Raw genomic sequence first — 23,224 nt, forward strand, 5'->3', positions numbered from 1 at the left:
ATCGCCACGAGAGTACCCGCTCAGACGTCCGGAAAGGAGTCAGCGGCGTTCCGGTTTGGCGCTGCGTCCCATGAGTTCCTTCAGGGCGACCAGCGTGGGCTTGCCGTGGTGGACGATGTCGACCACGGTGTCCGTGATCGGCATGTCCACTCCGTACCGCTGCGCCAGATCCGCCACGGACTGGCAGGACTTGACCCCCTCGGCGGTCTGCTTGGTGACCGCGATGGTCTCCTCCAGGGTCATCCCGCGGCCCAGGTTGGTGCCGAAGGTGTGGTTCCGGGAGAGCGGCGAGGAGCAGGTGGCGACGAGGTCGCCGAGTCCGGCGAGACCGGAGAAGGTCAGCGGGTCGGCGCCCATGGCCAGGCCCAGGCGGGTGGCCTCGGCGAGTCCGCGGGTGATGAGCGAGCCCTTGGTGTTGTCGCCCAGTCCCATGCCGTCCGCGATGCCCACGGCGAGGCCGATGACGTTCTTGACGGCGCCGCCGAGCTCGCAGCCGATGACGTCGGTGCTCGTGTACGGGCGGAAGTACGGGGTGTGGCAGGCGGCCTGGAGGCGCTGCGCCACGGCCTCGTCGACGCAGGCGACGACCGAGGCGGCGGGCTGCCGGGCGACGATCTCGCGGGCCAGGTTGGGTCCGGTGACGACGGCGACCCGCTCGGAGGGGACCTTGGCCACCTCCTCGGTGACCTCGCTCATCCGCTTGGCGGTGCCGAGTTCGATGCCCTTCATCAGGGAGACGAGGACGGCGTCGGCGGGCAGCAGCGGGGCCCAGGCGGCGAGGTTGCCGCGCAGGGTCTGGGAGGGGATCGCGAGGACCGCGAAGTCGGCGCCGCGGGCGGCCTCGGCGGCGTCGGTGGTGGCCCGCAGGTTCGCGGGCAGTTCCACGCCGGGGAAGTAGTCGGGGTTGGTCCGGCCGTTGTTGACGGCGTCGGCCAGTTCCTGGCGGCGGCCCCAGAGGGTCACCTCGCAGCCGGCGTCGGCGAGCACCATGCCGAAGGCCGTGCCCCACGAGCCGGTTCCGAAGACGGCCGCCTTCACAGGACGTGTCACTTGTTGCCCTCCCCCGCGGCGTTGCGCCGCTGCTGCGCCCTGGCCTTGCGGTGGTCGTACGGCTGCGCGGGGGCGGTCTCGCCGCGCAGTTCCTCCAGGAGTTTGGTGATGTCGGCCATGATGGCCTCGGTGGCGCCCTTGAGGACCTCCGGAGTGGGTTCCCGGTCGTAGAAGGCCGAGAGGTCCACGGGCGGTCCGGCGAGGACCTGGAGGGTCTTGCGCGGGAACAGCCGGACCTTGTTCTCCTTGGCATAGGGCGGCATCGCGAGATTCGCGCCCCATTGGGCCACCGGAATGACGGGGGCCTTGGTGATCAGCGCGACCCTGGCCGCACCGCTCTTGCCGGCCATCGGCCACATCTCGGGGTCGCGGGTGAGGGTGCCTTCCGGGTAAAAGGCCACGCATTCACCGCGCTCGATGGCGTCCACGGCGGCCCGGAATGCGTCCAGGGCGTTCGTGGTCTCCCGGTAGACGGGGATCTGGCCGGAGCCGCGGAGGATCATGCCGACGAAAGGCACCTTGAAGAGTCCGGCCTTGGCGAGCAATCGGGGCACCCGGCCGGTGTTGTACTGGAAGTGCGCGTAGGAGAGCGGGTCCAGATACGAGTTGTGATTGACGGCGGTGATAAACCCGCCGTCGGCCGGAATGTGCTCCATTCCCCGCCAGTCCCGCTTGAACAGCACTACCAGCGGCGGTTTCGCGATGACCGCCGCCAGGCGGTACCAGAAGCCGATTCTGCGGCGGGACACTCGGACACCTTCCTCTAGGACCGGTGCGCGGCGTGGGCACCTCGTCGGCCGGACAAGTGTCGCCCCAGGTCCGGTCTCTGTCGAGGACACCGTACGCCCCGCTCGCACCACCCGGCCCCCCTGCGGTCGGTCGGGGGCGACAATGGGCCGACTGATGACCAGGCCATGACCTGCCGATGGCCCTGGCGGGTGCGGAAATGCGCCGGAGGGAAGGAGTCCGCCACGAACGCCGTGTGGAGTCTGGTGGTCCCGCTGAAACCCTTGGCGCTGGCCAAGAGCCGCCTCGCCGCGGCCGTCGGCGCATCCCGTCCGGGGCTCGCGCTGGCCTTCGCCCAGGACACCGTCGCAGGGGCTCTGGCCTGCGCGGCGGTCGCGGATGTGGTGGTCGTCACGGACGACTCCCTGGCGGGTGCGGAACTGGCCAGGCTGGGCGCGCGGGTCCTGCCGGACGCCCCCGGCGCCGGGCTCAACGCGGCCCTGGCGCACGGCGCCGGGGCGGTGCGCAGGGGGCGCCCCGGTGCCCGGGTGGCGGCGATGAACGCGGATCTGCCCGCACTGCGGCCACCGGAATTGCTACGCGTGCTCGATAACGCTTCGGTATTTCCCAGGGCATTCCTGGCGGATGCGGCGGGAATCGGGACGACCTTGCTTTCCGCTGCTCCGGACGTGGAATTGGCACCCTCGTTCGGCGGTTCCTCCCGGGCCCGGCATTCGGCGTCGGGGGCGGTGGAAATCGCCCTGGCGGACGTGGAGAGCGTGCGCCGCGACGTGGACACCGCCGCCGATCTGCGCAGGGCCCTCACCCTCGGCGTGGGGCGTCACACCGCCCGATACAGTGCCCGTATGCAGGCGACCGCGTACACGTACGACTCCCAGACCCGCAGCGGCAGCGTGCTGCTCGACGACGGCACCCCGGTGCCCTTCGCGGCTCCGGCCTTCGACGCGGGCGGCCTGCGGCTGCTGCGGCCCGGACAGCGGGTGCGGATCGAGACGGACGGCGAGGGCGCGGCCCTGCGCATCACGCTGATCACCCTGCAGACCTTCTGACCCTCCGGTCCCGCAACGGCTTCGGCACCCTTGTGACCTGCGGGAAAGCACCGCGGGCCGACTTCCCCCAGCAGGGGAAACCGGCCCGGCGTGTGTGACTCGTGCCCTACTTCTTGCGAGCGGTGGTCTTCTTCGCGGTGGTCTTGCGGGCGGTCGCCTTCTTGGTGGCGGGCGCCGTGGTCTTCGCGGTGGCCTTCTTGGCCGCGGGAGCGGTCTTCTTGGCGGTGGTCTTCTTCGCCGCCGCCGTCGTCGACTTCACGGCCGCCTTCTTCGCGGTCGCCGTGGTCTTCTTGGCCGTGGCGGTGGCCTTCTTCGCCGTGGCGGTGGTCTTCTTCGCGGTGGCGGTCGTCTTCTTCGCCGCCGCCGTGGTCTTCTTCGCGACCGTGGTCTTCGCCGCCGCCTTCTTCGCGGTGGTGGCCTTCTTGGCCGCGGCCTTCTTGACCGTCGCCGAGGCTCCGCCGCTCAGGCTGCCCTTGGGCGCCTTCTTCACGGACACCTCGCCGCCCTTGGGCAGCTTCTTGGTGCCGCTGACCAGGTCCTTGAAGCCCTGGCCCGCGCGGAAGCGGGGAACCGAGGTCTTCTTGACCCGGACGCGCTCACCCGTCTGCGGGTTGCGGGCGTAGCGGGCCGGCCGGTCGACCTTCTCGAACGAGCCGAAGCCCGTGACCGAGACCCGGTCGCCCGCGACGACCGCGCGGACGATCGCGTCGAGTACCGCGTCGACAGCGTCCGCGGCCTGCTGGCGGCCGCCAACCTTGTCGGCAATCGCTTCTACGAGCTGCGCCTTGTTCACGTCTTCCCCTTCGGAGACTTCGCCAGAACGAATGTGTTCAAGCTTATTTCGCACGTTAGGCGGATATATACCGCAAATCAAACACGAAACGGGCTAATCACCCTAGTGCCGCAACGATGTAGGCCGTTACGGAGTTCCTTCGCATCAGTCGCCTTCAGGGAATCGACCCTCGTCGAGGTCCTTCATCAACCTGTCCAGGCGCCTTGCCGCGTCGGCGAGATCGTGCTTCGCCGAGGCGGTGACGACCAACAGCTTCCGGGACAGCGCCATCCTTACGCCCTCCGGGACTTGCAGTGTGCGCACCCTTGTGTGTGCTTCTTTCAGCCGGTCCGCGACGAGTTCGTAGAGCTCCAGTTGACTGTCGCGTTCCATGCACAGATTGTGCCATCTGGGGCGAGTTGTCGCCTCACGGGGCCTCAACATACAGCTGTGCCCCCCGCCGGAAGGCGGGGGGCACAGTGTTGTCGAGGTGATCACCCGTGGGTGAATAAGCGCTGATCAGGCTGGAATCAGGCCTGAATCGTGCGCGGCTTGAAGGCCGGGCGGGTGCTTTCGTACGTGTCGATGTCCGCTTCGTTCTGAAGGGTGAGCGAGATGTCGTCCAGCCCCTCCAGGAGACGCCAGCGGGCGTTGTCGTCGAGTTCGAACTCCGCCTCGACGCCAGCGGCTCGGACCTTGCGGTCGACCAGGTCGACGGTCACCTCGGCGGTGGGGTCGGCCTCGGTCAGCTCCCACAGCCGGTCGACGGTCTCCTGCGGCAGGACGACGGTCAGCAGACCGTTCTTCAGCGAGTTGCCGCGGAAGATGTCGGCGAAGCGGGAGGAGATGACCGTCTTGAAGCCGAAGTTCTGCAGGGCCCAGACGGCGTGCTCGCGCGAGGAGCCGGTGCCGAAGTCGGGGCCCGCGATCAGCACGGTCGCGCCGGCGCGCTCCGGGCGGTTCGTGACGAACTCCGGGTCCTTGCGCCAGGCCTCGAAGAGCCCGTCCTCGAAGCCGTCGCGGGTGATCTTCTTCAGCCAGTGGGCCGGGATGATCTGGTCGGTGTCGACGTTGCTGCGCCGCAGCGGAACGGCCCGGCCGGTGTGGGTGGTGAAGGCTTCCATGGTTCAGACTCCGGCGGTCGCGTCGGCGGCGGACAGGTCGGCGGGCGAGGCCAGGTGGCCCAGTACCGCGGTGGCGGCGGCCACCTGCGGGGAGACCAGGTGGGTGCGTCCGCCCTTGCCCTGCCGGCCCTCGAAGTTGCGGTTGGAGGTGGACGCGGAGCGCTCACCGGGGGCCAACTGGTCGGGGTTCATGCCCAGACACATCGAGCAGCCCGCGTGCCGCCATTCGGCGCCGGCCTCCTTGAAGACCCTGTCCAGACCCTCCTCCACGGCCTGGAGCGCGACCCGGACGGAGCCGGGGACGACCAGCATCCGTACGCCGTCCGCGACTTTGCGGCCCTCGACGATCCCGGCGACGGCACGCAGGTCCTCGATGCGGCCGTTGGTGCAGGAACCTACGAAGACGGTGTCGACCTTGATGTCCCGCAGCGGCTGGCCGGCGGTCAACCCCATGTACTCCAGGGCCTTTTCGGCGGCGTGGCGCTCCGAAGCGTCCTCGTACGAAGCCGGGTCGGGGACGTTGGCCGACAGCGGCGCGCCCTGGCCCGGGTTGGTGCCCCAGGTGACGAACGGGGACAGCGTGGTGCCGTCGATGACGACCTCGGCGTCGAAGACGGCGTCGTCGTCGGTGCGCAGGGTCTTCCAGTACGCGACGGCCGCGTCCCAGTCCTCGCCGACGGGGGCGTGGTCGCGTCCCTGGAGGTAGTCGAAGGTGGTCCGGTCGGGGGCGATCATGCCCGCGCGGGCACCGGCCTCGATCGACATGTTGCAGATGGTCATGCGGGCTTCCATCGACAGCTTCTCGATGGCCTCGCCGCGGTATTCCAGGATGTAGCCCTGGCCGCCGCCGGTGCCGATCTTGGCGATGATCGCCAGGATGAGGTCCTTGGCGGTGACGCCCTCGGCCAGCGCGCCGGTGACGGTGATGGCCATGGTCTTCGGGCGGGCCAGCGGCAGCGTCTGGGTGGCCAGCACGTGCTCGACCTGGCTGGTGCCGATGCCGAAGGCCAGCGCGCCGAAGGCGCCGTGCGTGGAGGTGTGCGAGTCGCCGCAGACCACGGTGGTGCCCGGCTGGGTCAGACCCAGCTGAGGGCCCACGACGTGGACGACGCCCTGCTCGACGTCGCCCAGCGAGTGCAGGCGTACGCCGAACTCGGCGCAGTTCTTGCGCAGCGTCTCCAGCTGGGCCCGGGAGACCGGGTCCGCGATCGGCTTGTCGATGTCGATGGTGGGGGTGTTGTGGTCCTCGGTCGCGATGGTGAGGTCGAGGCGTCGGACTTTGCGGCCGGCCTGGCGCAGACCGTCGAAGGCCTGCGGGCTGGTCACCTCGTGCAGCAGGTGCAGATCGATGAAGAGGAGGTCGGGCTCGCCTTCGGCGCGCCGGACGACGTGGTCGTCCCAGACCTTCTCCGCGAGTGTCCTACCCATCGCTTTCCCTCCGGCCGGCCGGTTGTGCCGGCGCTTCATAGAGATCTGGTGCGCCTGATCGCCCGCACCCCCCGTGCGGATCGACGGCTCGGACCCAGTGGTTCGTGGACCCGCACATACAGACTCGCTTGTTCTTGGAAAAATTGAACTTGCGTTTCACAGTGTGAGACGTGAATATCGTTTCATGGACAACTCTAGCGGCGTCGGCGTTCTCGACAAGGCAGCTCTGGTACTGAGCGCACTGGAGTCCGGTCCGGCCACCCTCGCCGGGCTGGTCGCGGCGACAGGGCTCGCACGACCCACGGCACATCGCCTTGCCGTGGCACTGGAACACCACCGGATGGTGGCGAGGGACATGCAGGGCCGGTTCATCCTCGGTCCGCGGCTGGCAGAGCTTGCCGCCGCGGCCGGCGAGGACCGACTGCTGGCAACGGCCGGACCGGTGCTCACGCACCTCCGTGACGTGACGGGCGAGAGCGCGCAGCTCTACCGGCGTCAGGGCGACATGCGCATCTGCGTGGCAGCGGCCGAGCGGCTGTCGGGCCTGCGGGACACCGTCCCGGTGGGCTCGACCCTGCCCATGAAGGCGGGCTCGGCCGCGCAGATCCTGATGGCCTGGGAGGAGCCCGAGCGGCTCCACCGCGGCCTTCAGGGCGCGCGCTTCACGGCCACGGCCCTGTCCGGCGTACGGCGCCGGGGCTGGGCCCAGTCGATCGGCGAGCGGGAGCCCGGCGTGGCCTCCGTCTCCGCGCCGGTGCGCGGGCCGTCGAACCGCGTGGTGGCCTCCGTGTCGGTCTCCGGCCCGATCGAGCGCCTGACCCGCCACCCGGGCCGGATGCACGCCCAGGCCGTCATCGACGCGGCCGCACGTCTGACGGAGGCCCTGCGCCGCTCCAGCTGACCCGCCCCGCTTCACCACACCCCCGGGTCCGGGGGCGCGTACGACGCCGCACACGTCCGAACTCGCGCCTCCGGGCCCTTACTTACACCCCGCTCCGGTAGCCGGGGGAACGCTCCGGGAACGGCGAAGAGGCCCTCCGCGATGATCGCGGAGGGCCTCTTCGATGCGTACCCCCGACCGGATTCGAACCGGCGCTACCGCCTTGAGAGGGCGGCGTGCTAGGCCGCTACACAACGGGGGCTAGCTGGTGTTGCGCTGGGCTACCAGGACTCGAACCTAGAATAAGGGAACCAGAAACCCTCGTGTTGCCAATTACACTATAGCCCATAGTGGTCTAGACCTCGCTAGACGTAGTACCCCCGACCGGATTCGAACCGGCGCTACCGCCTTGAGAGGGCGGCGTGCTAGGCCGCTACACAACGGGGGCCCTAGCGATCCTGCATCAAGACGTCCGGGAGCTACCCAATGGAGATCTTGCGGGAAGGATCTGTACCCCCGACCGGATTCGAACCGGCGCTACCGCCTTGAGAGGGCGGCGTGCTAGGCCGCTACACAACGGGGGCAAAGCACTGCGTTACTACTGCACTGCGCTGGGCTACCAGGACTCGAACCTAGAATAAGGGAACCAGAAACCCTCGTGTTGCCAATTACACTATAGCCCACCAAAACTCAAGCCCCTGGGGGACTTTCGTTCGGTTAGCGCCTCCGTCCGGCCTTCCGGCCCGCTCGGGCGGCGCAGAAAGAACATTACCGGATGCCTGACCGTGCTCCAAAACGGGTATCCCCGGCCAGCACGCCGGGGAGGAGGGCGAGCCCGGTGATGTGGTGGACGCCGTCGGGTGCCGGGCCGCGCGTGCCGTCGCGGTCGAGCCAGACGGCCGTGAGGCCCGCGTCGCGGGCGCCCCGGGCGTCGATCTCGGGCTGGTCGCCCACGTACGCCACGTCCGCGGGCCGCAGGCCCAGGGCCTCGCAGGCGCCGAGGAAGGCGGCCGCCTCCGGTTTGCTGACACCGAGTTCGGCGGCGCAGACCAGCACCTCGAAGCGCTCGCGCAGCCCGAGGTGGCGCAGCTTGGGGTCCTGGTTGGCCACGGAGGAGTTGGAGAGCACGCCGTGCCGGTAGGTGCCGGCCAGGGTGTCCAGTACGGGCACGACGTCCGGGAAGAGCGCCCAGGCGGCCTTGTAGTGGGCCACGTAGCGGTCGAACCAGACGTCGGCCTCCCCGGCCGTCATCGCGGGCTCCCCGAGGAAGTCCCGGACGCGGTCCTGCCGCTGGCCCTGGAAGGTGACCTCGCCGGCGGAGAAGCGCTCCCAGTGCCGTTCGGTGAGGCGCCGCCACAGGGCGAGGGCCTCGGCGGGGGTTCCGTAGCGCTCCCCCAGCCCTTCCTGGGCGAGGTGGCGTCCGAATCCGGCGGTGTCGGCACCCGTGTAGTCGAAGAGGGTGTCGTCGATGTCCCACAGCACGGCGCGGATCGGCATGCGGCCGAGCCTACGCCGGGGCGCTGCGCGGCGGGGGCACGACGGGGAAGTCGGTCACGGAACAGGTGGCCCCGCCCGCCGCGTCACGGCCGGCAGGGTGCGGGGCCAACGCCGCGGGGGCGGCAGCCGGATCGGCTGCCGCCCCCGCGGGGTGGTGCGGGTCAGGCCGCGAGCTTGGCGAGGGTCGCGTCGATGCGGGCCAGCGAGCGCTCCTTGCCCAGGATCTCCAGGGACTCGAAGAGCGGCAGGCCGACGGTGCGGCCGGTCACGGCGACGCGGACCGGGGCCTGGGCCTTGCCGAGCTTGAGGCCGTGGGCCTCGCCGGCGGTCAGGACGGCCTGCTTGAGGGACTCCGGGTCCGACCAGTCGGCGGCGGCCAGGTTCTCGCGGGCCGTCGTCAGCAAGGCCGCGGGCTCGCCCTTCATGGCCTTGTCCCAGGACGCCTGGTCCTCGACGGGCTCCTGGCGGAAGAGGAAGTCCACGTTCGCGGTGATGTCCGACAGGACGGTGACGCGGGTCTGGGCGTGCGGGGCGATGCGGGCCCAGGCCTCGGTGTCGAAGTCCTCGGGCGCCCAGTTGGCGTGCGGGGCCGTGAGCCAGGGGGCGCAGGCGTCCGCGAAGGCCTTCGGGTCGAGGCGGCGGATGTGGTCGGCGTTGATCGCCTCGGCCTTCTTGAGGTCGAAGCGGGCCGGGTTGGCGTTGACGTCCGGAATGTCGAACTTCGCCACCATCTCCTCGATCGAGAAGATGTCCTGGTCCTTGGAGAAGGACCAGCCGAGGAGCGAGAGGTAGTTCAGCAGGCCCTCGGGGAGGAAGCCGCGCTCGCGGTACAGGTTGAGCGAGGACTCGGGGTCGCGCTTGGAGAGCTTCTTGTTGCCCTCGCCCATGACGTACGGCAGGTGGCCGAACTCCGGGACGCCCTTGGCGACGCCCAGCTCGATCAGCGCCCGGTACAGGGCGATCTGGCGGGGGGTGGAGGACAGCAGGTCCTCGCCGCGCAGGACGTGCGTGATCTCCATCAGCGCGTCGTCGACCGGGTTGACCAGGGTGTACAGCGGGGCGCCGTTGGCCCGGACGATGCCGAAGTCCGGCACGTTCTCCGGGGTGACCGAGATCTCGCCGCGGACCAGGTCCGTGAAGGTGATGGTCTCGTCGGGCATCCGGAAGCGGACGATCGAGGCGCGGCCCTCGGCCTCGTACGCCGCCTTCTGCCCGTCGGTGAGGTCGCGGCAGTGGCCGTCGTAGCCCGAGGGCTTGCCGGCCGCGCGGGCGGCGTCGCGGCGCTGGTCGAGCTCCTCGGTGGTGCAGTAGCAGGCGTAGGCGTAGCCGCCGTCCTGGAGCTTCTTCGCGACGTCCGCGTAGATGTCCATGCGCTGGGACTGGCGGTACGGGGCGTGCGGGCCGCCGACCTCGGGGCCCTCGTCCCAGGTGAAGCCGAGCCAGCGCAGCGAGTCGAGCAGCTGGACGTACGACTCCTCGGAGTCGCGGGCCGCGTCGGTGTCCTCGATGCGGAAGACGAACGTACCGCCGTGGTGGCGCGCGAACGCCCAGTTGAAGAGGGCGGTGCGGACCAGGCCCACGTGGGGGTTGCCGGTCGGGGAGGGACAGAAACGTACGCGGACAGGTCCGTTAACCACGCTTGATCACCTTGTTGGTGAGAGTGCCGATGCCTTCGATGGTGACGGCGACCTCGTCGCCGACGTTGAGGGGGCCGACTCCGGCCGGGGTCCCCGTGAGGATGACGTCGCCCGGGAGCAGCGTCATGGCCTCGCTGATGTGCACGATGAGGTCCTCGATGGAGCGGACCATGTCGCTGGTGCGGCCGAGCTGGCGCTGTTCGCCGTTGACGGTGCACTGGACGGTCAGGTCGCTCGGGTCGAGGTCGGTCTCGATCCAGGGGCCGAGGGGGCAGGAGCTGTCGAAGCCCTTGGCCCGGGCCCACTGCTTCTCCCGCTGCTGGACGTCGCGGGCGGTGACGTCGTTGGCGCAGGTGTAACCGAGGATCACGTCCTTGACGCGCTCCTTCGGGACCTCGCGGCACATGCGGCCGATGACCACGGCGAGCTCCGCCTCGTGGTGGAGGTCCTGGGAGAAGGAGGGGTACGCGATCGGGTCGCCCGGGCCGACCACCGAGGTGGAGGGCTTGAAGAAGACGATCGGGGCTTCCGGACGGCCTTGGTCGTCGACGATGGAGTGGCCCAGCTCCGCCGCGTGCTCCGCGTAGTTGCGGCCGACGGCCACGACCTTGTTCGGGAGCACGGGCGGGAGCAGCCGGACCTTGCTCAGCGGGACCTTCGTGCCGGAGAGCTCGAAGTCCGCGAAGGGGATGCCCTTGATGATGTCGAGGACGAGCTCGCTTCCGGCGCCGGGGGCGGCATCGCCCTCGACCGCGCCGAAGGCGACATTGCCGTCGATCGAGAACCTGGCGATGCGCACGTGTTGCGTCTGCCCCTCTGTATTTCCGCTGGCTGGAGTCTGCGGACTCCAGGCTAACGCGGTGGGCGGGGGCGTTCGGCGCTCCGTGCCCGGGCGGCTACTGCGCGGCGGCGACCGGGGCGTCCATCAGGACGGTGCGGCGGGGGTTCGCGGTCTGGGCCGGCAGCTCGACGGAGTGCTCCGGGGTGGCCGGGGCCGCCTGCAGGTCCTCGGCGTCCTTCAGGTGCGCCAGGGTGGTGCGGCGGGGGTTGGCTATGTTGCGGAACATCATCGTCGTCTTCATCGGAGTCTGGGGCCCTCGGCTCGGTCGTGGGTGATGGTTGTCGGATGCGCCGACCTCGGCGCCAACCCTTCAATGGGCAAGGCTAAACATCTGAATCCCCGGCCGAACCGGGAAGTAATGGCCACGGCCGTGTGAGTTTGCTCACCAATCACCGGACATTCACGGCAATTCGGGCTGCCCATTCCGGTTACCGAAACGGACATTGCGTCACTGAATGAGCTATTCCGCTCCTGATCATCAGGACTGGGACACCTTGCCAGGCGCAAGCTTTGATTGGCGTAAGTCCGATTCATCCCGGTAGCGGATCCACATCGCGTAGCGCACCTGTCACAAGCCGTGACCGGCTCGCCGGGGCGACACACGCACCTTGTTGGAGGTCCCCCTCTGTGCTGGAATTCGCGGGACCGCCGCGGGAATCAGCCGGCGCGCAGGTGGCGCGAGACAGCGCCGAGCGCGGCGGCACGGAGAGGGAGACGCGCCGGTCACCGACGACCACCATGGGGCCGTCAGTGCCCCAAGACTCGACACCGCCCCACCGGTCACCCGGCGGGGCGCCTGGTCCAGAGGTTGCGACGCTAGTGCAGGGACGATTCAAGAGGGATGGCAGCGCTGCGGCGGAGCAGGAGCCGCGCGGCGGGACCGACCGTGGCTCCTCGCCCCAGCACGCCCAGAACCGCGGGCCGGCTGTCGAAGGAGGGGCCCCCAACGCCTCCGCCTCGGTGAAGGCGAAGGGCCGTGGCAAGTCGGGTAACCCCGCCAAGTCCGGCAAGGCCGCCAAGCCCGGCAAGGCCAAGGGCAAGAACGAGGCGCCCGAGCCGGCGGCCGAGGCGATACCGAAGGCCCCCAGTGGGCCCGGTTCCCGTCTCGGCATGCAGAACTGGCGCATCAGCACGCGACTGGTGTCGCTGCTGACCCTGCCGGTCGTCGCCGCCACCACGCTCGGTGGCTTCCGCATCAACGACTCGATGAACGACATCTCGCAGCTGGAGCACATGCAGCTGCTGACGACGATGACCCGGCAGGCCACCAACCTGGCCGCCATGCTCCAGGAGGAGCGGGACAAGTCGGCCGGTCCCATGTCGATCGTCAAGGACGGCAAGACCAACAGCCTCGTCCAGGGTGTCCGCGAGCAGACCAACGCCGCCGCCGAAGCCTTCACCGCCGCGACCGACAAGATCGACAGCGCGGAGGACAAGGACGAGACCCTCAAGTCGATCCGCAACAACATCCTGCAGATCGGCCGCCAGCTCACCGGCATCGAGGACATCCGCAAAAAGGCGTACATGAACGGCGCCCAGCAGACGGTCACCGAGTACAACGCGCTGATCGTCTCGCTGCTCTCCCTCTCGCAGGACATGGCCCAGGCCACCTCCAGCCCCGAGATGATCAAGCGCACCCGTGCCCTGGCGGCCTTCTCCTCCGCCAAGGAGTACGCCTCCATCCAGCGCGCGATCATCGCCGCCTCGCTCCCCGAGAGCGGCGACAAGCCGGGCAAGCTGGAGGAGAACGACCGTCTCTACGCGCTCTCCGCCCTCCGCGGCGAGAGCCAGTCGAAGAAGACCTTCGAACTCGTCTACCAGGGCAAGCCCGAGGAGCTCCTCGCGGCGCTCGGCGACGGCAACACGGAGATCGGCAGCGCCGACCACTACGCCCGCCGCGTGCTCAGCACCCAGGGGCAGTTCGGCAAGGAGAAGAACCGGTCCTGGATGGACTGGTACGACGCCGACGACACCAAGCTCCAGGCGATGAAGGTCATCGAGCTGACCCTGCTCGAGGACATGGAGCAGAAGGCCCGCGAGCTCAAGAACGAGTCGCAGCAGGACGCCATCATCAACGGTGCCCTGATCCTCATCGTCCTCGGTGTCTCCCTCGTCGGCGCCTTCGTCATGGCCCGGTCGATGATCCGCTCGCTGCGCCGCCTTCAGGACACCGCGACGCGCGTCGCCCAGGACCGTCTGCCCGAGCTCGTCAAGCAGCTCTCCGAGTCGGACCCGCAGGACGTGGACACCTCCGTGGAGTCCGTCGGTCTGCACACCCGCGACGAGATCGGCCAGGTGGCCGCGGCCTTCGACGACGTGCACCGCGAGGCCGTCCGCCTCGCCGCCGAGCAGGCCCTCCTCCGGGGCAACGTCAACGCGATGTTCACCAACCTCTCGCGCCGTTCGCAGGGCCTCATCCAGCGTCAGCTCTCGCTCATCTCCGAGCTGGAGTCGCGCGAGGCCGACCCGGACCAGCTGTCCTCGCTCTTCAAGCTCGACCACCTCGCGACCCGCATGCGCCGTAACGGCGAAAACCTCCTCGTCCTCGCGGGCGAGGAGCCGGGCCGCCGGTGGACCCGCCCCGTCCCGCTCGTCGACGTGCTCCGCGCCGCGGCGTCCGAGGTGGAGCAGTACGAGCGCATCGAACTCTCGTCGGTGCCCGGCACCGACGTCGCCGGCCGCGTCGTCAACGACCTCGTGCACCTCCTCGCCGAGCTGCTGGAGAACGCCACCTCGTTCTCCTCGCCGCAGACCAAGGTCAAGGTCACCGGGCACGCGCTGCCCGACGGCCGCGTCCTCGTCGAGATCCACGACACCGGCATCGGCCTCTCCCCCGAGGACCTCGCCGCGATCAACGAGCGGCTCGCGTCGCCGCCGACCGTGGACGTCTCCGTCTCCCGCCGCATGGGCCTGTTCGTGGTCGGCCGCCTGTCCCTGCGACACGGCATCCGCATCCAGCTGCGCCCCTCCGACTCGGGCGGTACGACGGCCCTCGTCATGCTGCCGGTGGACGTCGCCCAGGGCGGCAAGAAGCCGGCTCCGATGCCGGGTCAGGGCGGTCCGGGAGCCCAGGGCGGTCCCGCCGGCCCCGGTGGCCAGGCCTCCGTTCCCGGCGCAGCCGCGCGTCCCCCCGTGGGCGGCGGTCCGCAGCGCGGGCAGGTCGCCGGTGGCGCGCAGCGCCCCGCACTGCCCGGTCAGGGCGGTGGGCCGGGTGGCCCCGGTCAGCAGCAGCGTCCCCAGGGCCCGGGTCAGGGCCAGGGTCAGGGCCAGGGTCAGGGTCAGGGCCCGCAGGGCGGCCGCCCGCAGCAGGGCGGTCCCTCGGCTCCGACCGGTCAGGGCCAGGGCGCCTTCGGCAGCGGTGCTCCGCTGCCGGCGCGCGGCCAGTCCGGCGGCCCGCAGGCCCGTCCGGCGGCCACGCCGCAGGGATCCGGTCCCGCCGGCTTCCCGCAGGGCAACGGCTTCGAGCGGCCGCAGCCGCCGCAGCCCCAGCAGGGGCAGCAGGGCCAGTACCAGCAGGGACAGCAGGGCCAGCAGCAGTCGCCGCAGCAGGGCCAGCAGCCGCAGCAGCAGTCGGGCGGCCAGCAGCAGCCCGCCGCCCCGGTCCAGCGCAAGCGGCCGCAGCTGCCGCCGCGCGGCGGCGCGCCCCGTCCGGAGCTTCCGGGCGCGGGCGGTTCGCCGACCGGGATCCCGCAGGGCGCCAGCTGGGGGGCCGGCCAGGGCGGCCACGAGGTCCCGCGCGGCCACGACGAGCTCTCGGGCCCCGGCTCGACGGCCGAGTTCGCCCGTCCGGACTACAACGCCCCGTACCCGCAGGCCACCGGCGGCAACCCGGCCAACAGCACGACCGGCCAGTTCGAGCGCCCCGACGTACGGGGTCCGCTGGACCCGTCCGCCACGGGCCAGTTCGAGCGCCCGCAGCTGGGCGGCCCGCTGGATCCGGCCCAGACCGGCCAGTTCGCCCGGCCGGCCGCGCCCCAGCCGCACGCGCAGGCACCGCGGAGCGGCGGCCCGGGGGTCGGCGGCTACGGCCAGCAGCCCCAGCAGGAGCAGCAGCCCGGCGGTTACGCTCCGGCGCCCGTTCCGGCTCCGCGTCCCGACGCGCCGCGGCTGCCCCAGGCCCACCAGCCCGAGGCCCTGCCGCCGGCGCCCGCGCAGCCCTCGGGCGAGGCCCGCAGCCCGATCTTCGACACGCTGGAGTCGAACTGGTTCCGCGAGGAGGGCGAGCAGCCCCCCGCGCAGGCACCTGCCGTACCCCAGCAGCCTCAGCAGCCTCAGCAGCACCAGCAGCGTCCGCAGCAGCAGCAGGCGCAGCGCGGCCAGGAGCTCGCCGCCGCCGAGCCCGCCGCCGCGGTGACCGGCAGCACGCCGACGGTCAGCTGGCGCTCCTCCCCCAACGACGAGCTGATGCGACAGGCCGAACGCGTCCGTCAGCCCGCCGCCGGAGGGATCACGACGTCGGGGCTGCCCCGCCGGGTACCGCGGGCGAACCTCGTGGCCGGCACCGCGCAGCAGCAGGCCGAAGCCCAGGCGGGCCCGCAGGTATCGCGTGCTCCGGACGACGTCCGCGGCCGTCTCACCAACCTCCGACGCGGTATCCAGCAGGGGCGCCAGGCCGGCACCACCGGCCCCGCGACCGGCAGTTACCACATCGACCCCACTTACCAGCAGGAGCGATAGTTGAGTTCGATGAGCCAGGCGGCACAGAACCTGAACTGGTTGATCACCAACTTCGTGGACAACACCCCTGGGGTGTCCCACACGGTGGTGGTTTCCGCCGACGGACTCCTTCTGGCCATGTCCGAAGGATTCCCCCGTGACCGCGCCGACCAGCTGGCGGCCGTGGCCTCCGGTCTGACGTCGCTGACCGCCGGCGCCTCCCGCATCTTCGAGGGCGGCGCCGTCAACCAGACCGTCGTCGAGATGGACCGGGGATTCCTCTTCCTCATGTCCGTCTCTGACGGATCCTCGCTGGCCGTGCTCGCGCACCCCGAGTGCGACATCGGCCTCGTGGGCTACGAAATGGCCCTCCTCGTGGACCGCGCGGGCAGCGTCCTCACCCCGGACCTGCGCGCCGAGCTTCAGGGAAGCCTGCTCATCTGACCTCACCCCTCCCGGCCGGACGGTACTTCCGGCCGGGAGACCGGGACCCCACCCCCGGTACCCAGTACCCCCGCCAGGCCGTCATCACGTCTCCCCCCACCGGCCGCCCCGTCAGACGGCACGCTGACCACTGCTGTCCAGCCCGGAGGATCAATGACCCCGCCCCCCGCCTATCCCGATGCGTACGGAGACTCGTACTCGGAAGGCGACCAGCCGCTGGTACGTCCGTACGCGATGACCGGTGGCCGGACCCGTCCGCGCTACCAGCTCGCCATCGAGGCGCTGGTCAGCACCACGGCCGATCCGATGCACCTCTCCAGCCTGCTGCCGGAGCACCAGCGCATCTGCACGCTCTGCCGTGAGGTGAAGTCGGTCGCGGAGGTCTCCGCACTGCTGTCGATGCCGCTCGGTGTCGCCCGGATCCTCGTCGCCGACCTGGCGGAGGCCGGAATGGTGGCCATCCACCAGCCGGGCAATGGAGAGGCCGGCGGAACGCCGGATGTAACGCTGCTCGAGAGGGTTCTCAGTGGACTTCGCAAGCTCTGACGGCGGAGCGGCTCCTCGCTCCACCACCTCCGCGAAGATCGTGGTCGCGGGCGGCTTCGGCGTGGGCAAGACCACGTTCGTCGGCGCGGTCTCCGAGATCAACCCGCTGCGCACCGAGGCCGTGATGACGTCCGCCAGCGCGGGCATCGACGACCTCACCCACACCGGTGACAAGACGACCACCACGGTCGCCATGGACTTCGGCCGCATCACCCTGGACCAGGACCTGATCCTGTACCTCTTCGGTACCCCCGGCCAGGACCGCTTCTGGTTCATGTGGGACGACCTCGTCCGCGGCGCCATCGGTGCCATCGTGCTGGTCGACACGCGGCGGCTGGCGGACTGCTTCCCGGCCGTGGACTACTTCGAGAACAGCGGGCTGCCGTTCGTCGTGGCCCTCAACGGCTTCGAGGGACATCAGCCCTACACGCCGGAGGAGGTCCGCGAGGCCCTGCAGATCGGCCCGGACGCCCCCATCATCACCACCGACGCCCGCCACCGCGCGGACGCCAAGAGCGCGCTCATCACGCTCGTCGAGCACGCGCTGATGGCGCGGCTCAAGTAGCACGGTTCCCAAGGCCGTACGCGGGGGCGGGCTGTGTCATACGACACGGCCCGCCCCCTTCGTTCATAACGTTTCGACAGAGAATTACCGCCGCCCGGACACGGGGTGCGTTCGGCCGGTGCCGCTGCGCGCACAACTGGCCCCGCTTTTGCCGCAGGTCGCTCTTTATGTCCGGTTTATGTGGGGCGTAAGGCTCTGGGAATGGTCGTTTTCAACTGTTTGGAACACTGCCGTCAACCGTGCTGGAATTCAACGAACTAGCTAGTAGCACCGCCGAGAGGTTGTTGGTCGAGTGAGGCGAAGCAACTCGAGCCCCGCGGATGAACCCGCGCGCGGCAACTTCACCCCGCCGCCACGCGCGGCCACGTCATCCGTCGACGTACCCGTGGACCCACCCACGGCCGGCGGCAGCACCAGCAAGTTCTCGCCGCGCAACTGGCGCGTGCCGACCCGTCTGAACGCCATCCTCCTCGTGCCCGTCCTCGTCGGACTGGTCATGGGCGGATTCCAGGTCAAGGGTTCCGTAGACACCTGGAACGAGGCGAAGGACGCCGAGAAGACTGCGCGCATCGTCCAGGCGGCGGCCGAGTACGGCCAGGCCCTCCTCAACGAGCGCGACCTGACCGCCGAACCCCTCCTCAAGGGCGAGCGCAGCAGCGACGCCGTGGCGAAGTCGTACGCCGCCACCGACGCGGCGAAGGCCAAGTTCGCCCAGGCCGCGAAGGACCTGCCCGCGAAGCAGGGCCTGGAGCGCCGCCTGGAGCTCTTCCGTCAGGAGGAGCCGAAGCTGGAGCAGGTCCGCAAGACGGCCTACGCCGTTCCCGAGTCGGCCAAGAAGAACCTCCCGGCCTCGGCGGGCCCCATCCCGACCGAAGAGGGGTACGTGCTGGTCCAGCACTACCTCATGCAGTTCTCGAACGAACTCGGCCTGGGCACCGGCAACGTCACCAGCTACGGCCGCATGGTCTACGCGATCGAGCTGGCGAAGGCCGCGAACTCCCTCCAGCGTTCCGTCGGCACACACCTGCTGGTGCGTCCGAACGAGAACGAGGAGATCCGCAAGGCCCAGCTCGTCGCCTTCTCCTCCTACGCCTACCTCGAAGAGATCGCCATCGGCGAGTACGTCGCCGCCGGCACCGACGAGGACACGAACCGGCTCAAGGAGGTCATGGGCAAGAAGTCCCAGGAGGGGGCGGCCAAGCTCGCGCAGGCCAAGCAGGCCGCCGAGCAGTCCGGCGCCGTCTTCAAGGCTCCGCCCGTGGTCAACGGCTCCCCGCTCACCGGTATGACCGAGGCGATAGCCAGCGGCGCGAAGAACACGAAGCTGGCGCAGGACGGCACGACGCCGGCCGCCTGGCAGGCCGCCGCCACCGCCAAGTTCGACGGCTACGCGGAGATCGAGAAGGAACTCCTCGACAAGGCCGTCAACGACGCCGTCGCGGTTTCCGACGAGTCCCGCGGCGACGCCATCCTGACCGGCGCGATCGTGGTCGTGGCCCTGCTCGCCGCCTTCATCCTGGCCGGCATGATGGCCCGCCAGATGGGCCGCGCGATGCGCCGCCTGCGCAGCTCGGCCTTCGACATCGCCGAGCAGCGCCTGCCGATGCTCGTCGACCAGCTCTCGCGGACCGACCCCGGCAAGGTGGACACCCGGGTCGAGCCGATTCCGATCACTTCCCAGGACGAGATCGGCGAGGTCGCCCGCGCCTTCGACCAGGTCCACCGGGAAGCGGTCCGGCTCGCCGCCGAGCAGGCGCTCCTGCGAGGGAACGTCAACGCGATCTTCACGAACCTCTCCATGCGCAACCAGTCGCTGATCGAGGGCCAGCTGACCCTCATCACCGACCTGGAGAACAACGAGGCCGACCCGGACCAGCTGGAGAACCTCTTCCGCCTGGACCACCTGGCCACCCGTATGCGCCGCAACGGCGAGAACCTGCTCATCCTCGCGGGTGAGAACCCGGGCCGCCGCTGGGACCAGCCGGTCCCCCTCGTCGACGTCCTGCGCGCCGCCTCCTCCGAGGTGGAGCAGTACGAGCGCATCGAGCTCTCGGGCGTCTCCGAGGCCGAGATCCACGGCCAAGCCGTGACCGACCTCGTGCACCTGCTCGCCGAGCTGCTGGAGAACGCCACCACGTTCTCCTCCCCGCAGACCAAGGTCCGCGTCAACGCCACGCGTCTGCCCGACGGCCGCGTGATGGTCGAGATCCACGACAAGGGCATCGGCCTCACCGCCGAGGACTTCGCGGACATCAACCACAAGCTGGCCAACCCGCCGACCGTGGACGCCGCGATCTCGCAGCGCATGGGTCTGTTCGTGGTCGGCCGGCTGGCGGACCGCCACAGCATCCGCGTCCAGCTGCGCCCCTCGGGCGAGGCCGCGGGCACCACCTCGCTGGTGATGCTCCCCGACGCCATCACCCACGGTGGCGGCGGCGAGGGCATACCGGACGACGACTTCACGGTCTCCTCGATCATCCCGGAGCAGAAGACCCAGCAGGCCGCCCCGCTGCGGACGGCCGCCGAACTCGGGTTCGACGACTCCGCCTACGACCGCCAGGGCGACCGGAACGCCGAAGTCCAGCCCGCCGACCCGGTCGTGCGGTCCCTAGGCCGCGAGGAGCGCAGGGCCGCCCTGGAGGCTCAGGTCGGCTACCCGCAGGCGCAGCCCGAGTACCCCGCGCAGGACTATCCGGAACCTCAACCGGAACACGGCTACCAGCCGTACCAGGGCTATGAGGAGCCGTCCGCGCAGGGCTACGAGAACTCCTACGAAGCCGCGCCGCAGCAGTCGGGCTACGAGTCGTACCCGGACCAGGGCTACGCCTATCCGGAAGTCGGCTACCAGAACCCGCAGCAGCCCGCTCCCTCGTACGAGGGTGGCTACGAGGAGCAGGCCCAGCCTTCCGAGTGGCCCGAGCAGAACACCTATTCGGGCGCCTACCAGCAGAATTACGGGACCGAATCGGAATCCCAGGCCGCTCCCGAACCGGCTCGGGACCGCGTAGGCTTCGACCGTCCGGGCGCCGCTGCCGACACCGGTCACGAGATGACCGGAGCGGGCCTGCCGCGACGCGGCAGCCAGCAGCAGTGGCAGCCGGCACAGCAGGAAGCGGAGTCCACCGGATCTCTCTTCGAGCAGCGGCCGCAGCGTCAGCAGCAGCCCGCCGAACCGAAGCGGGCGACGGCGGATGCGGAAGGCCCCGAGGCCTGGCGCTCGACGAACGACGAGCGCTGGCAGCAGGCCGGCAAACTCCGTGAGCCGAAGGCGGGCGGGGTCACCCCGTCCGGTCTCCCTCGGCGGGTGCCCAAGGCCAACCTGGTCGAGGGCGCTGCGGAGACGACCCCGCAGGGCGGCCCCCAGGTCTCCCGCGCACCGGAGGACGTCCGCGGCAGGTTGAGCAACCTGCGGCGCGGTGTCCAGCAGGGACGCAGCGCGGGATCCGAGCAGTCAAGTAACAGCTATGACCAGGAGCGTTAGTGTGAGCCCGATGAGCCAGGCGGCACAGAACCTGAACTGGTTGATCACCAACTTCGTGGACAACACCCCTGGGGTGTCCCACACGGTGGTGGTCTCCGCCGACGGCCTTCTTCTGGCGATGTCCGACGGATTCCCGCGCGACCGCGCCGATCAGCTGGCGGCCGTGGCCTCCGGTCTGACGTCGCTGACCGCCGGAGCCTCCCGGATCTTCGAGGGTGGCGCCGTCAACCAGACCGTCGTGGAGATGGACCGGGGGTTCCTCTTCCTCATGTCGGTCTCCGACGGATCCTCGCTCGCGGTGCTCGCGCACCCCGAGTGCGACATCGGCCTCGTGGGCTACGAGATGGCCCTCCTCGTGGACCGCGCCGGCAGCGTCCTCACCCCGGACCTGCGCGCGGAGCTCCAGGGAAGTCTTCTCAACTAGCAAACAGGCAGTGCGTTTCGCGTCACCGCACCATAGGGTGCGGTGGCGCGGTTCCACAGGGAGTACTGCGTTCTTGGAGTCGGAGGAGGAAACGTGACAACACCCGGAGGACATCCTTATGGCGGCGCGCAGCAGCCGCAGGGTGGGCAGCACGACCAGAACCGATTCAACTTCCCCTCCGCTCCCAGCCGGCCGGTGCCGGAGCACAACCCCTACCAGCAACAGCAGTACGGCCAGCCCCAGCAGCCTCCGCAGTCCCAGCGGCCTTCGCAGCAGCCCATGAGGTCTGCTCACCCGCAGGCTCCGAAGGCGCACAACCCGCTGGTGCGTCCGTACGCCATGACCGGCGGCCGTACCCGGCCGCGCTACCAGCTCGCCATCGAGGCGCTGGTCAGCACCACGGCCGATCCCGCGCGGCTGCAAGGGCAGTTGCCCGAGCACCAGCGCATCTGCCGTCTGTGCCAGGAGATCAAATCCGTAGCGGAGATCTCGGCACTTCTCTCCATTCCTCTTGGTGTCGCCCGCATCCTCGTCGCCGACCTGGCGGAGGCGGGCCTTGTCGCCATTCACCAGCCCGGCGGCGACGAGTCTGCCGGCGGCCAGCCAGATGTGACACTGCTCGAAAGGGTGCTCAGTGGACTTCGCAAGCTCTAACGGCGGAGCGGCTCCCCGCTCCACCACCTCCGCGAAGATCGTGGTCGCGGGCGGCTTCGGCGTGGGCAAGACCACGTTCGTCGGCGCGGTCTCCGAGATCAACCCGCTGCGCACCGAGGCCGTGATGACGTCCGCCAGCGCGGGCATCGACGACCTCACCCACACCGGTGACAAGACGACCACCACGGTCGCCATGGACTTCGGCCGCATCACCCTGGACCAGGACCTGATCCTGTACCTCTTCGGTACCCCCGGCCAGGACCGCTTCTGGTTCATGTGGGACGACCTCGTCCGCGGCGCCATCGGCGCCGTCGTGCTCGTGGACACCCGTCGCCTGGCGGACTGCTTCCCCGCAGTGGACTACTTCGAGAACAGCGGCCTGCCGTTCGTGATCGCGCTCAACGGCTTCGACGGGCACCAGCCCTACACGCCGGAGGAAGTCCGCGAGGCCCTGCAGATCGGCCCGGACGCCCCCATCATCACCACCGACGCCCGCCACCGCGCGGACGCCAAGAGCGCGCTCATCACCCTGGTCGAGCACGCGCTGATGGCCCGCCTGCGGTAGTCGCGGCACCTCTTCGCGCGGAACGCCGGGAACCCGATACGGGTTCCCGGCGTTCTGGGCTTCTGGGCTTCTGTGCTTCTGTGCTTCTGGCGGAGGGGGCGGTCCGAGGACGTGGCCGCCGCCGTGACGGCCCGGGACGGCCGGTGGGCGGGTCGGGGCCGGAGCGGCGCTGGGCGACGCCCAGCGGCCCTGCTGCGCCGCGAGGCGGCTCCCGTGCGGCCCGGGACCGGAGCAACTCCCCGGCTACGGGCGCCCCTTGACGGCCCTCCTCCGGGCGCGGACCCGCTCTGCGCGGTCGCTCTGCCGTGCGCGCACCGCCTGAACGGGTGCACCACGGCCGACGGCCGCCCGCCGGACCTGGACCCGCTGCCCGAGGGGCGTGGGGGTCCGGTTCGGCTGAGCGGCCGTGGGAAGAGCTGCGGTGGAGGGGTCAGCGCCAGCTGTGCGGTGCCTGGAAGCCGCGGCTGCGCTCCAGGCGGCGCCAGCCGGCCGGGGCGGCGGGGGCGCTGGCGGCCTCGGGGGTGGCGGCGGCGCGGGCGAGCAGGATCGCGGTGATCGCGGCCAGCTCCTCGGGCTCGGCGTTGCCCTTCTCGACCTTCAGCAGGGTGTCGGTGGCGATGCTCATCGGTGGCATGTCTCCTTCGGTTACTGCGGCGGGTTGCCGTGCTTGCGCGACGGCAGGTCGGCGTGCTTGGTGCGGAGCATCGCGAGGGCGCTCGCGAGTACCTCACGGGTTTCCGCGGGATCGATGACGTCGTCGACGAGACCGCGCTCGGCCGCGTAGTACGGGTGCATCAGCTCGGCCTTGTACTCCTTGACCATCCGCGCGCGCATCGCCTCGGGATCCTCGGCGTCCGCGATCTG

General features: G+C 70.2%; 21 protein-coding genes, 5 tRNA genes and 1 pseudogene. 10 read left to right on the forward strand and 17 right to left on the reverse strand.

The features are described 5' to 3' along the window. Positions 1–39: 39 nt before the first annotated feature. Both ABZZ17_RS21560 and ABZZ17_RS21565 read right to left on the reverse strand, forming a co-directional pair. Positions 40–1,050 (reverse strand): NAD(P)H-dependent glycerol-3-phosphate dehydrogenase, encoded by a 1,011-nt coding sequence (locus ABZZ17_RS21560; RefSeq protein WP_356877907.1) that lies wholly within the window; start codon positions 1,048–1,050, stop codon positions 40–42. Then, a complete protein-coding gene (locus ABZZ17_RS21565) occupies positions 1,047–1,799 on the reverse strand; it encodes a lysophospholipid acyltransferase family protein (protein ID WP_356877908.1) in 753 nt (250 codons plus the stop codon). Before ABZZ17_RS21565 ends, ABZZ17_RS21560 begins: the two co-directional genes overlap by 4 nt. A gap of 189 nt (positions 1,800–1,988) precedes the next feature. Here ABZZ17_RS21565 and cofC point away from each other — a divergent pair. Next, positions 1,989–2,645, forward strand: a pseudogene (gene cofC, locus ABZZ17_RS21570) (2-phospho-L-lactate guanylyltransferase); the annotation flags it as partial. Positions 2,646–2,952: 307 nt separating this feature from the next. Here the strand turns inward: cofC and ABZZ17_RS21575 are convergent. The 4 genes from ABZZ17_RS21575 to leuC form a co-directional block, all read right to left on the reverse strand. After that, positions 2,953–3,639 carry an HU family DNA-binding protein gene (locus tag ABZZ17_RS21575; RefSeq protein ID WP_356877909.1) on the reverse strand — a complete coding sequence of 229 codons (687 nt, stop codon included), beginning with the start codon at positions 3,637–3,639 and terminating at the stop codon, positions 2,953–2,955. 144 nt (positions 3,640–3,783) lie between these two features. Continuing rightward, positions 3,784–4,011 (reverse strand): hypothetical protein, encoded by a 228-nt coding sequence (locus tag ABZZ17_RS21580; protein ID WP_356877910.1) that lies wholly within the window; start codon positions 4,009–4,011, stop codon positions 3,784–3,786. A 137-nt stretch (positions 4,012–4,148) separates the two neighbouring features. Beyond that, positions 4,149–4,742 carry a 3-isopropylmalate dehydratase small subunit gene (gene leuD / locus ABZZ17_RS21585; protein ID WP_356877911.1) on the reverse strand — a complete coding sequence of 198 codons (594 nt, stop codon included), beginning with the start codon at positions 4,740–4,742 and terminating at the stop codon, positions 4,149–4,151. Positions 4,743–4,745: 3 nt separating this feature from the next. Then, the gene (gene leuC / locus ABZZ17_RS21590) at positions 4,746–6,170 is read right to left on the reverse strand and encodes a 3-isopropylmalate dehydratase large subunit (RefSeq protein WP_356877912.1); all 1,425 of its coding nucleotides are present in this window, start codon (positions 6,168–6,170) and stop codon (positions 4,746–4,748) included. A gap of 184 nt (positions 6,171–6,354) precedes the next feature. On the opposite strand from leuC, the gene ndgR reads away from it, so the two are divergent. Beyond that, on the forward strand, positions 6,355–7,071 hold the full coding sequence (gene ndgR, locus ABZZ17_RS21595) for an IclR family transcriptional regulator NdgR (RefSeq protein WP_112450208.1): 717 nt from the start codon (positions 6,355–6,357) through the stop codon (positions 7,069–7,071). Positions 7,072–7,239: 168 nt separating this feature from the next. On the opposite strand, the gene ABZZ17_RS21600 is transcribed toward ndgR, so the two are convergent. The 9 genes from ABZZ17_RS21600 to ABZZ17_RS21640 form a co-directional block, all read right to left on the reverse strand. Next, a tRNA-Glu gene (locus ABZZ17_RS21600) sits at positions 7,240–7,312 on the reverse strand. 14 nt (positions 7,313–7,326) lie between these two features. Next, positions 7,327–7,398 (reverse strand) — tRNA-Gln (locus ABZZ17_RS21605). A gap of 27 nt (positions 7,399–7,425) precedes the next feature. Continuing rightward, positions 7,426–7,498 (reverse strand) — tRNA-Glu (locus tag ABZZ17_RS21610). A gap of 63 nt (positions 7,499–7,561) precedes the next feature. Then, positions 7,562–7,634 (reverse strand) — tRNA-Glu (locus tag ABZZ17_RS21615). Between the two features lie 27 nt (positions 7,635–7,661). Continuing rightward, positions 7,662–7,733, reverse strand: a tRNA-Gln gene (locus tag ABZZ17_RS21620). A gap of 85 nt (positions 7,734–7,818) precedes the next feature. After that, positions 7,819–8,547, reverse strand: coding sequence for an HAD family hydrolase (locus ABZZ17_RS21625; protein WP_356877913.1), 729 nt, complete (start codon positions 8,545–8,547; stop codon positions 7,819–7,821). A gap of 161 nt (positions 8,548–8,708) precedes the next feature. Then, entirely contained in the window at positions 8,709–10,184 is a 1,476-nt protein-coding gene (gene gltX, locus ABZZ17_RS21630) for a glutamate--tRNA ligase (RefSeq protein ID WP_356877914.1), read from the reverse strand. Beyond that, a complete protein-coding gene (locus tag ABZZ17_RS21635; protein ID WP_356877915.1) occupies positions 10,177–10,983 on the reverse strand; it encodes a fumarylacetoacetate hydrolase family protein in 807 nt (268 codons plus the stop codon). Before ABZZ17_RS21635 ends, gltX begins: the two co-directional genes overlap by 8 nt. A gap of 97 nt (positions 10,984–11,080) precedes the next feature. Beyond that, the gene (locus ABZZ17_RS21640) at positions 11,081–11,266 is read right to left on the reverse strand and encodes a hypothetical protein (RefSeq protein ID WP_356877916.1); all 186 of its coding nucleotides are present in this window, start codon (positions 11,264–11,266) and stop codon (positions 11,081–11,083) included. Between the two features lie 578 nt (positions 11,267–11,844). Here ABZZ17_RS21640 and ABZZ17_RS21645 point away from each other — a divergent pair. The 8 genes from ABZZ17_RS21645 to ABZZ17_RS21680 all read left to right on the forward strand — a co-directional run bounded on the left by ABZZ17_RS21645 (position 11,845) and on the right by ABZZ17_RS21680 (position 22,360). Then, positions 11,845–15,702, forward strand: coding sequence for a nitrate- and nitrite sensing domain-containing protein (locus ABZZ17_RS21645; RefSeq protein ID WP_356877917.1), 3,858 nt, complete (start codon positions 11,845–11,847; stop codon positions 15,700–15,702). Between the two features lie 9 nt (positions 15,703–15,711). Further along, on the forward strand, positions 15,712–16,125 hold the full coding sequence (locus ABZZ17_RS21650) for a roadblock/LC7 domain-containing protein (protein ID WP_008739864.1): 414 nt from the start codon (positions 15,712–15,714) through the stop codon (positions 16,123–16,125). A 153-nt stretch (positions 16,126–16,278) separates the two neighbouring features. Further along, entirely contained in the window at positions 16,279–16,671 is a 393-nt protein-coding gene (locus ABZZ17_RS21655) for a DUF742 domain-containing protein (protein ID WP_329442171.1), read from the forward strand. Next, positions 16,652–17,236, forward strand: a complete 585-nt coding sequence (locus tag ABZZ17_RS21660; RefSeq protein WP_266573764.1) for an ATP/GTP-binding protein — start codon at positions 16,652–16,654, stop codon at positions 17,234–17,236. The genes ABZZ17_RS21655 and ABZZ17_RS21660 overlap by 20 nt, the downstream gene beginning before the upstream one ends. Before the next feature lie 292 nt (positions 17,237–17,528). After that, the gene (locus ABZZ17_RS21665; protein WP_356877918.1) at positions 17,529–20,717 is read left to right on the forward strand and encodes a nitrate- and nitrite sensing domain-containing protein; all 3,189 of its coding nucleotides are present in this window, start codon (positions 17,529–17,531) and stop codon (positions 20,715–20,717) included. A 10-nt stretch (positions 20,718–20,727) separates the two neighbouring features. Next, the gene (locus tag ABZZ17_RS21670; protein WP_030037347.1) at positions 20,728–21,141 is read left to right on the forward strand and encodes a roadblock/LC7 domain-containing protein; all 414 of its coding nucleotides are present in this window, start codon (positions 20,728–20,730) and stop codon (positions 21,139–21,141) included. Positions 21,142–21,234: 93 nt separating this feature from the next. Then, positions 21,235–21,795 carry a DUF742 domain-containing protein gene (locus tag ABZZ17_RS21675; protein WP_356877919.1) on the forward strand — a complete coding sequence of 187 codons (561 nt, stop codon included), beginning with the start codon at positions 21,235–21,237 and terminating at the stop codon, positions 21,793–21,795. Next, a complete protein-coding gene (locus ABZZ17_RS21680; protein WP_007266770.1) occupies positions 21,776–22,360 on the forward strand; it encodes an ATP/GTP-binding protein in 585 nt (194 codons plus the stop codon). The genes ABZZ17_RS21675 and ABZZ17_RS21680 overlap by 20 nt, the downstream gene beginning before the upstream one ends. Positions 22,361–22,790: 430 nt before the next feature. Here the strand turns inward: ABZZ17_RS21680 and ABZZ17_RS21685 are convergent, their stop codons facing one another. Both ABZZ17_RS21685 and ABZZ17_RS21690 read right to left on the reverse strand, forming a co-directional pair. Further along, on the reverse strand, positions 22,791–22,985 hold the full coding sequence (locus ABZZ17_RS21685; protein WP_356877920.1) for an acyl-CoA carboxylase subunit epsilon: 195 nt from the start codon (positions 22,983–22,985) through the stop codon (positions 22,791–22,793). A 20-nt stretch (positions 22,986–23,005) separates the two neighbouring features. Continuing rightward, positions 23,006–23,224, reverse strand: a 219-nt coding sequence (locus ABZZ17_RS21690) for a carboxyl transferase domain-containing protein (protein ID WP_356877921.1), incomplete at its 5' end; no start/stop codon positions are given.

The organism is Streptomyces sp. NPDC006512, from assembly GCF_040611935.1.
GTDB lineage: Bacteria > Actinomycetota > Actinomycetes > Streptomycetales > Streptomycetaceae > Streptomyces.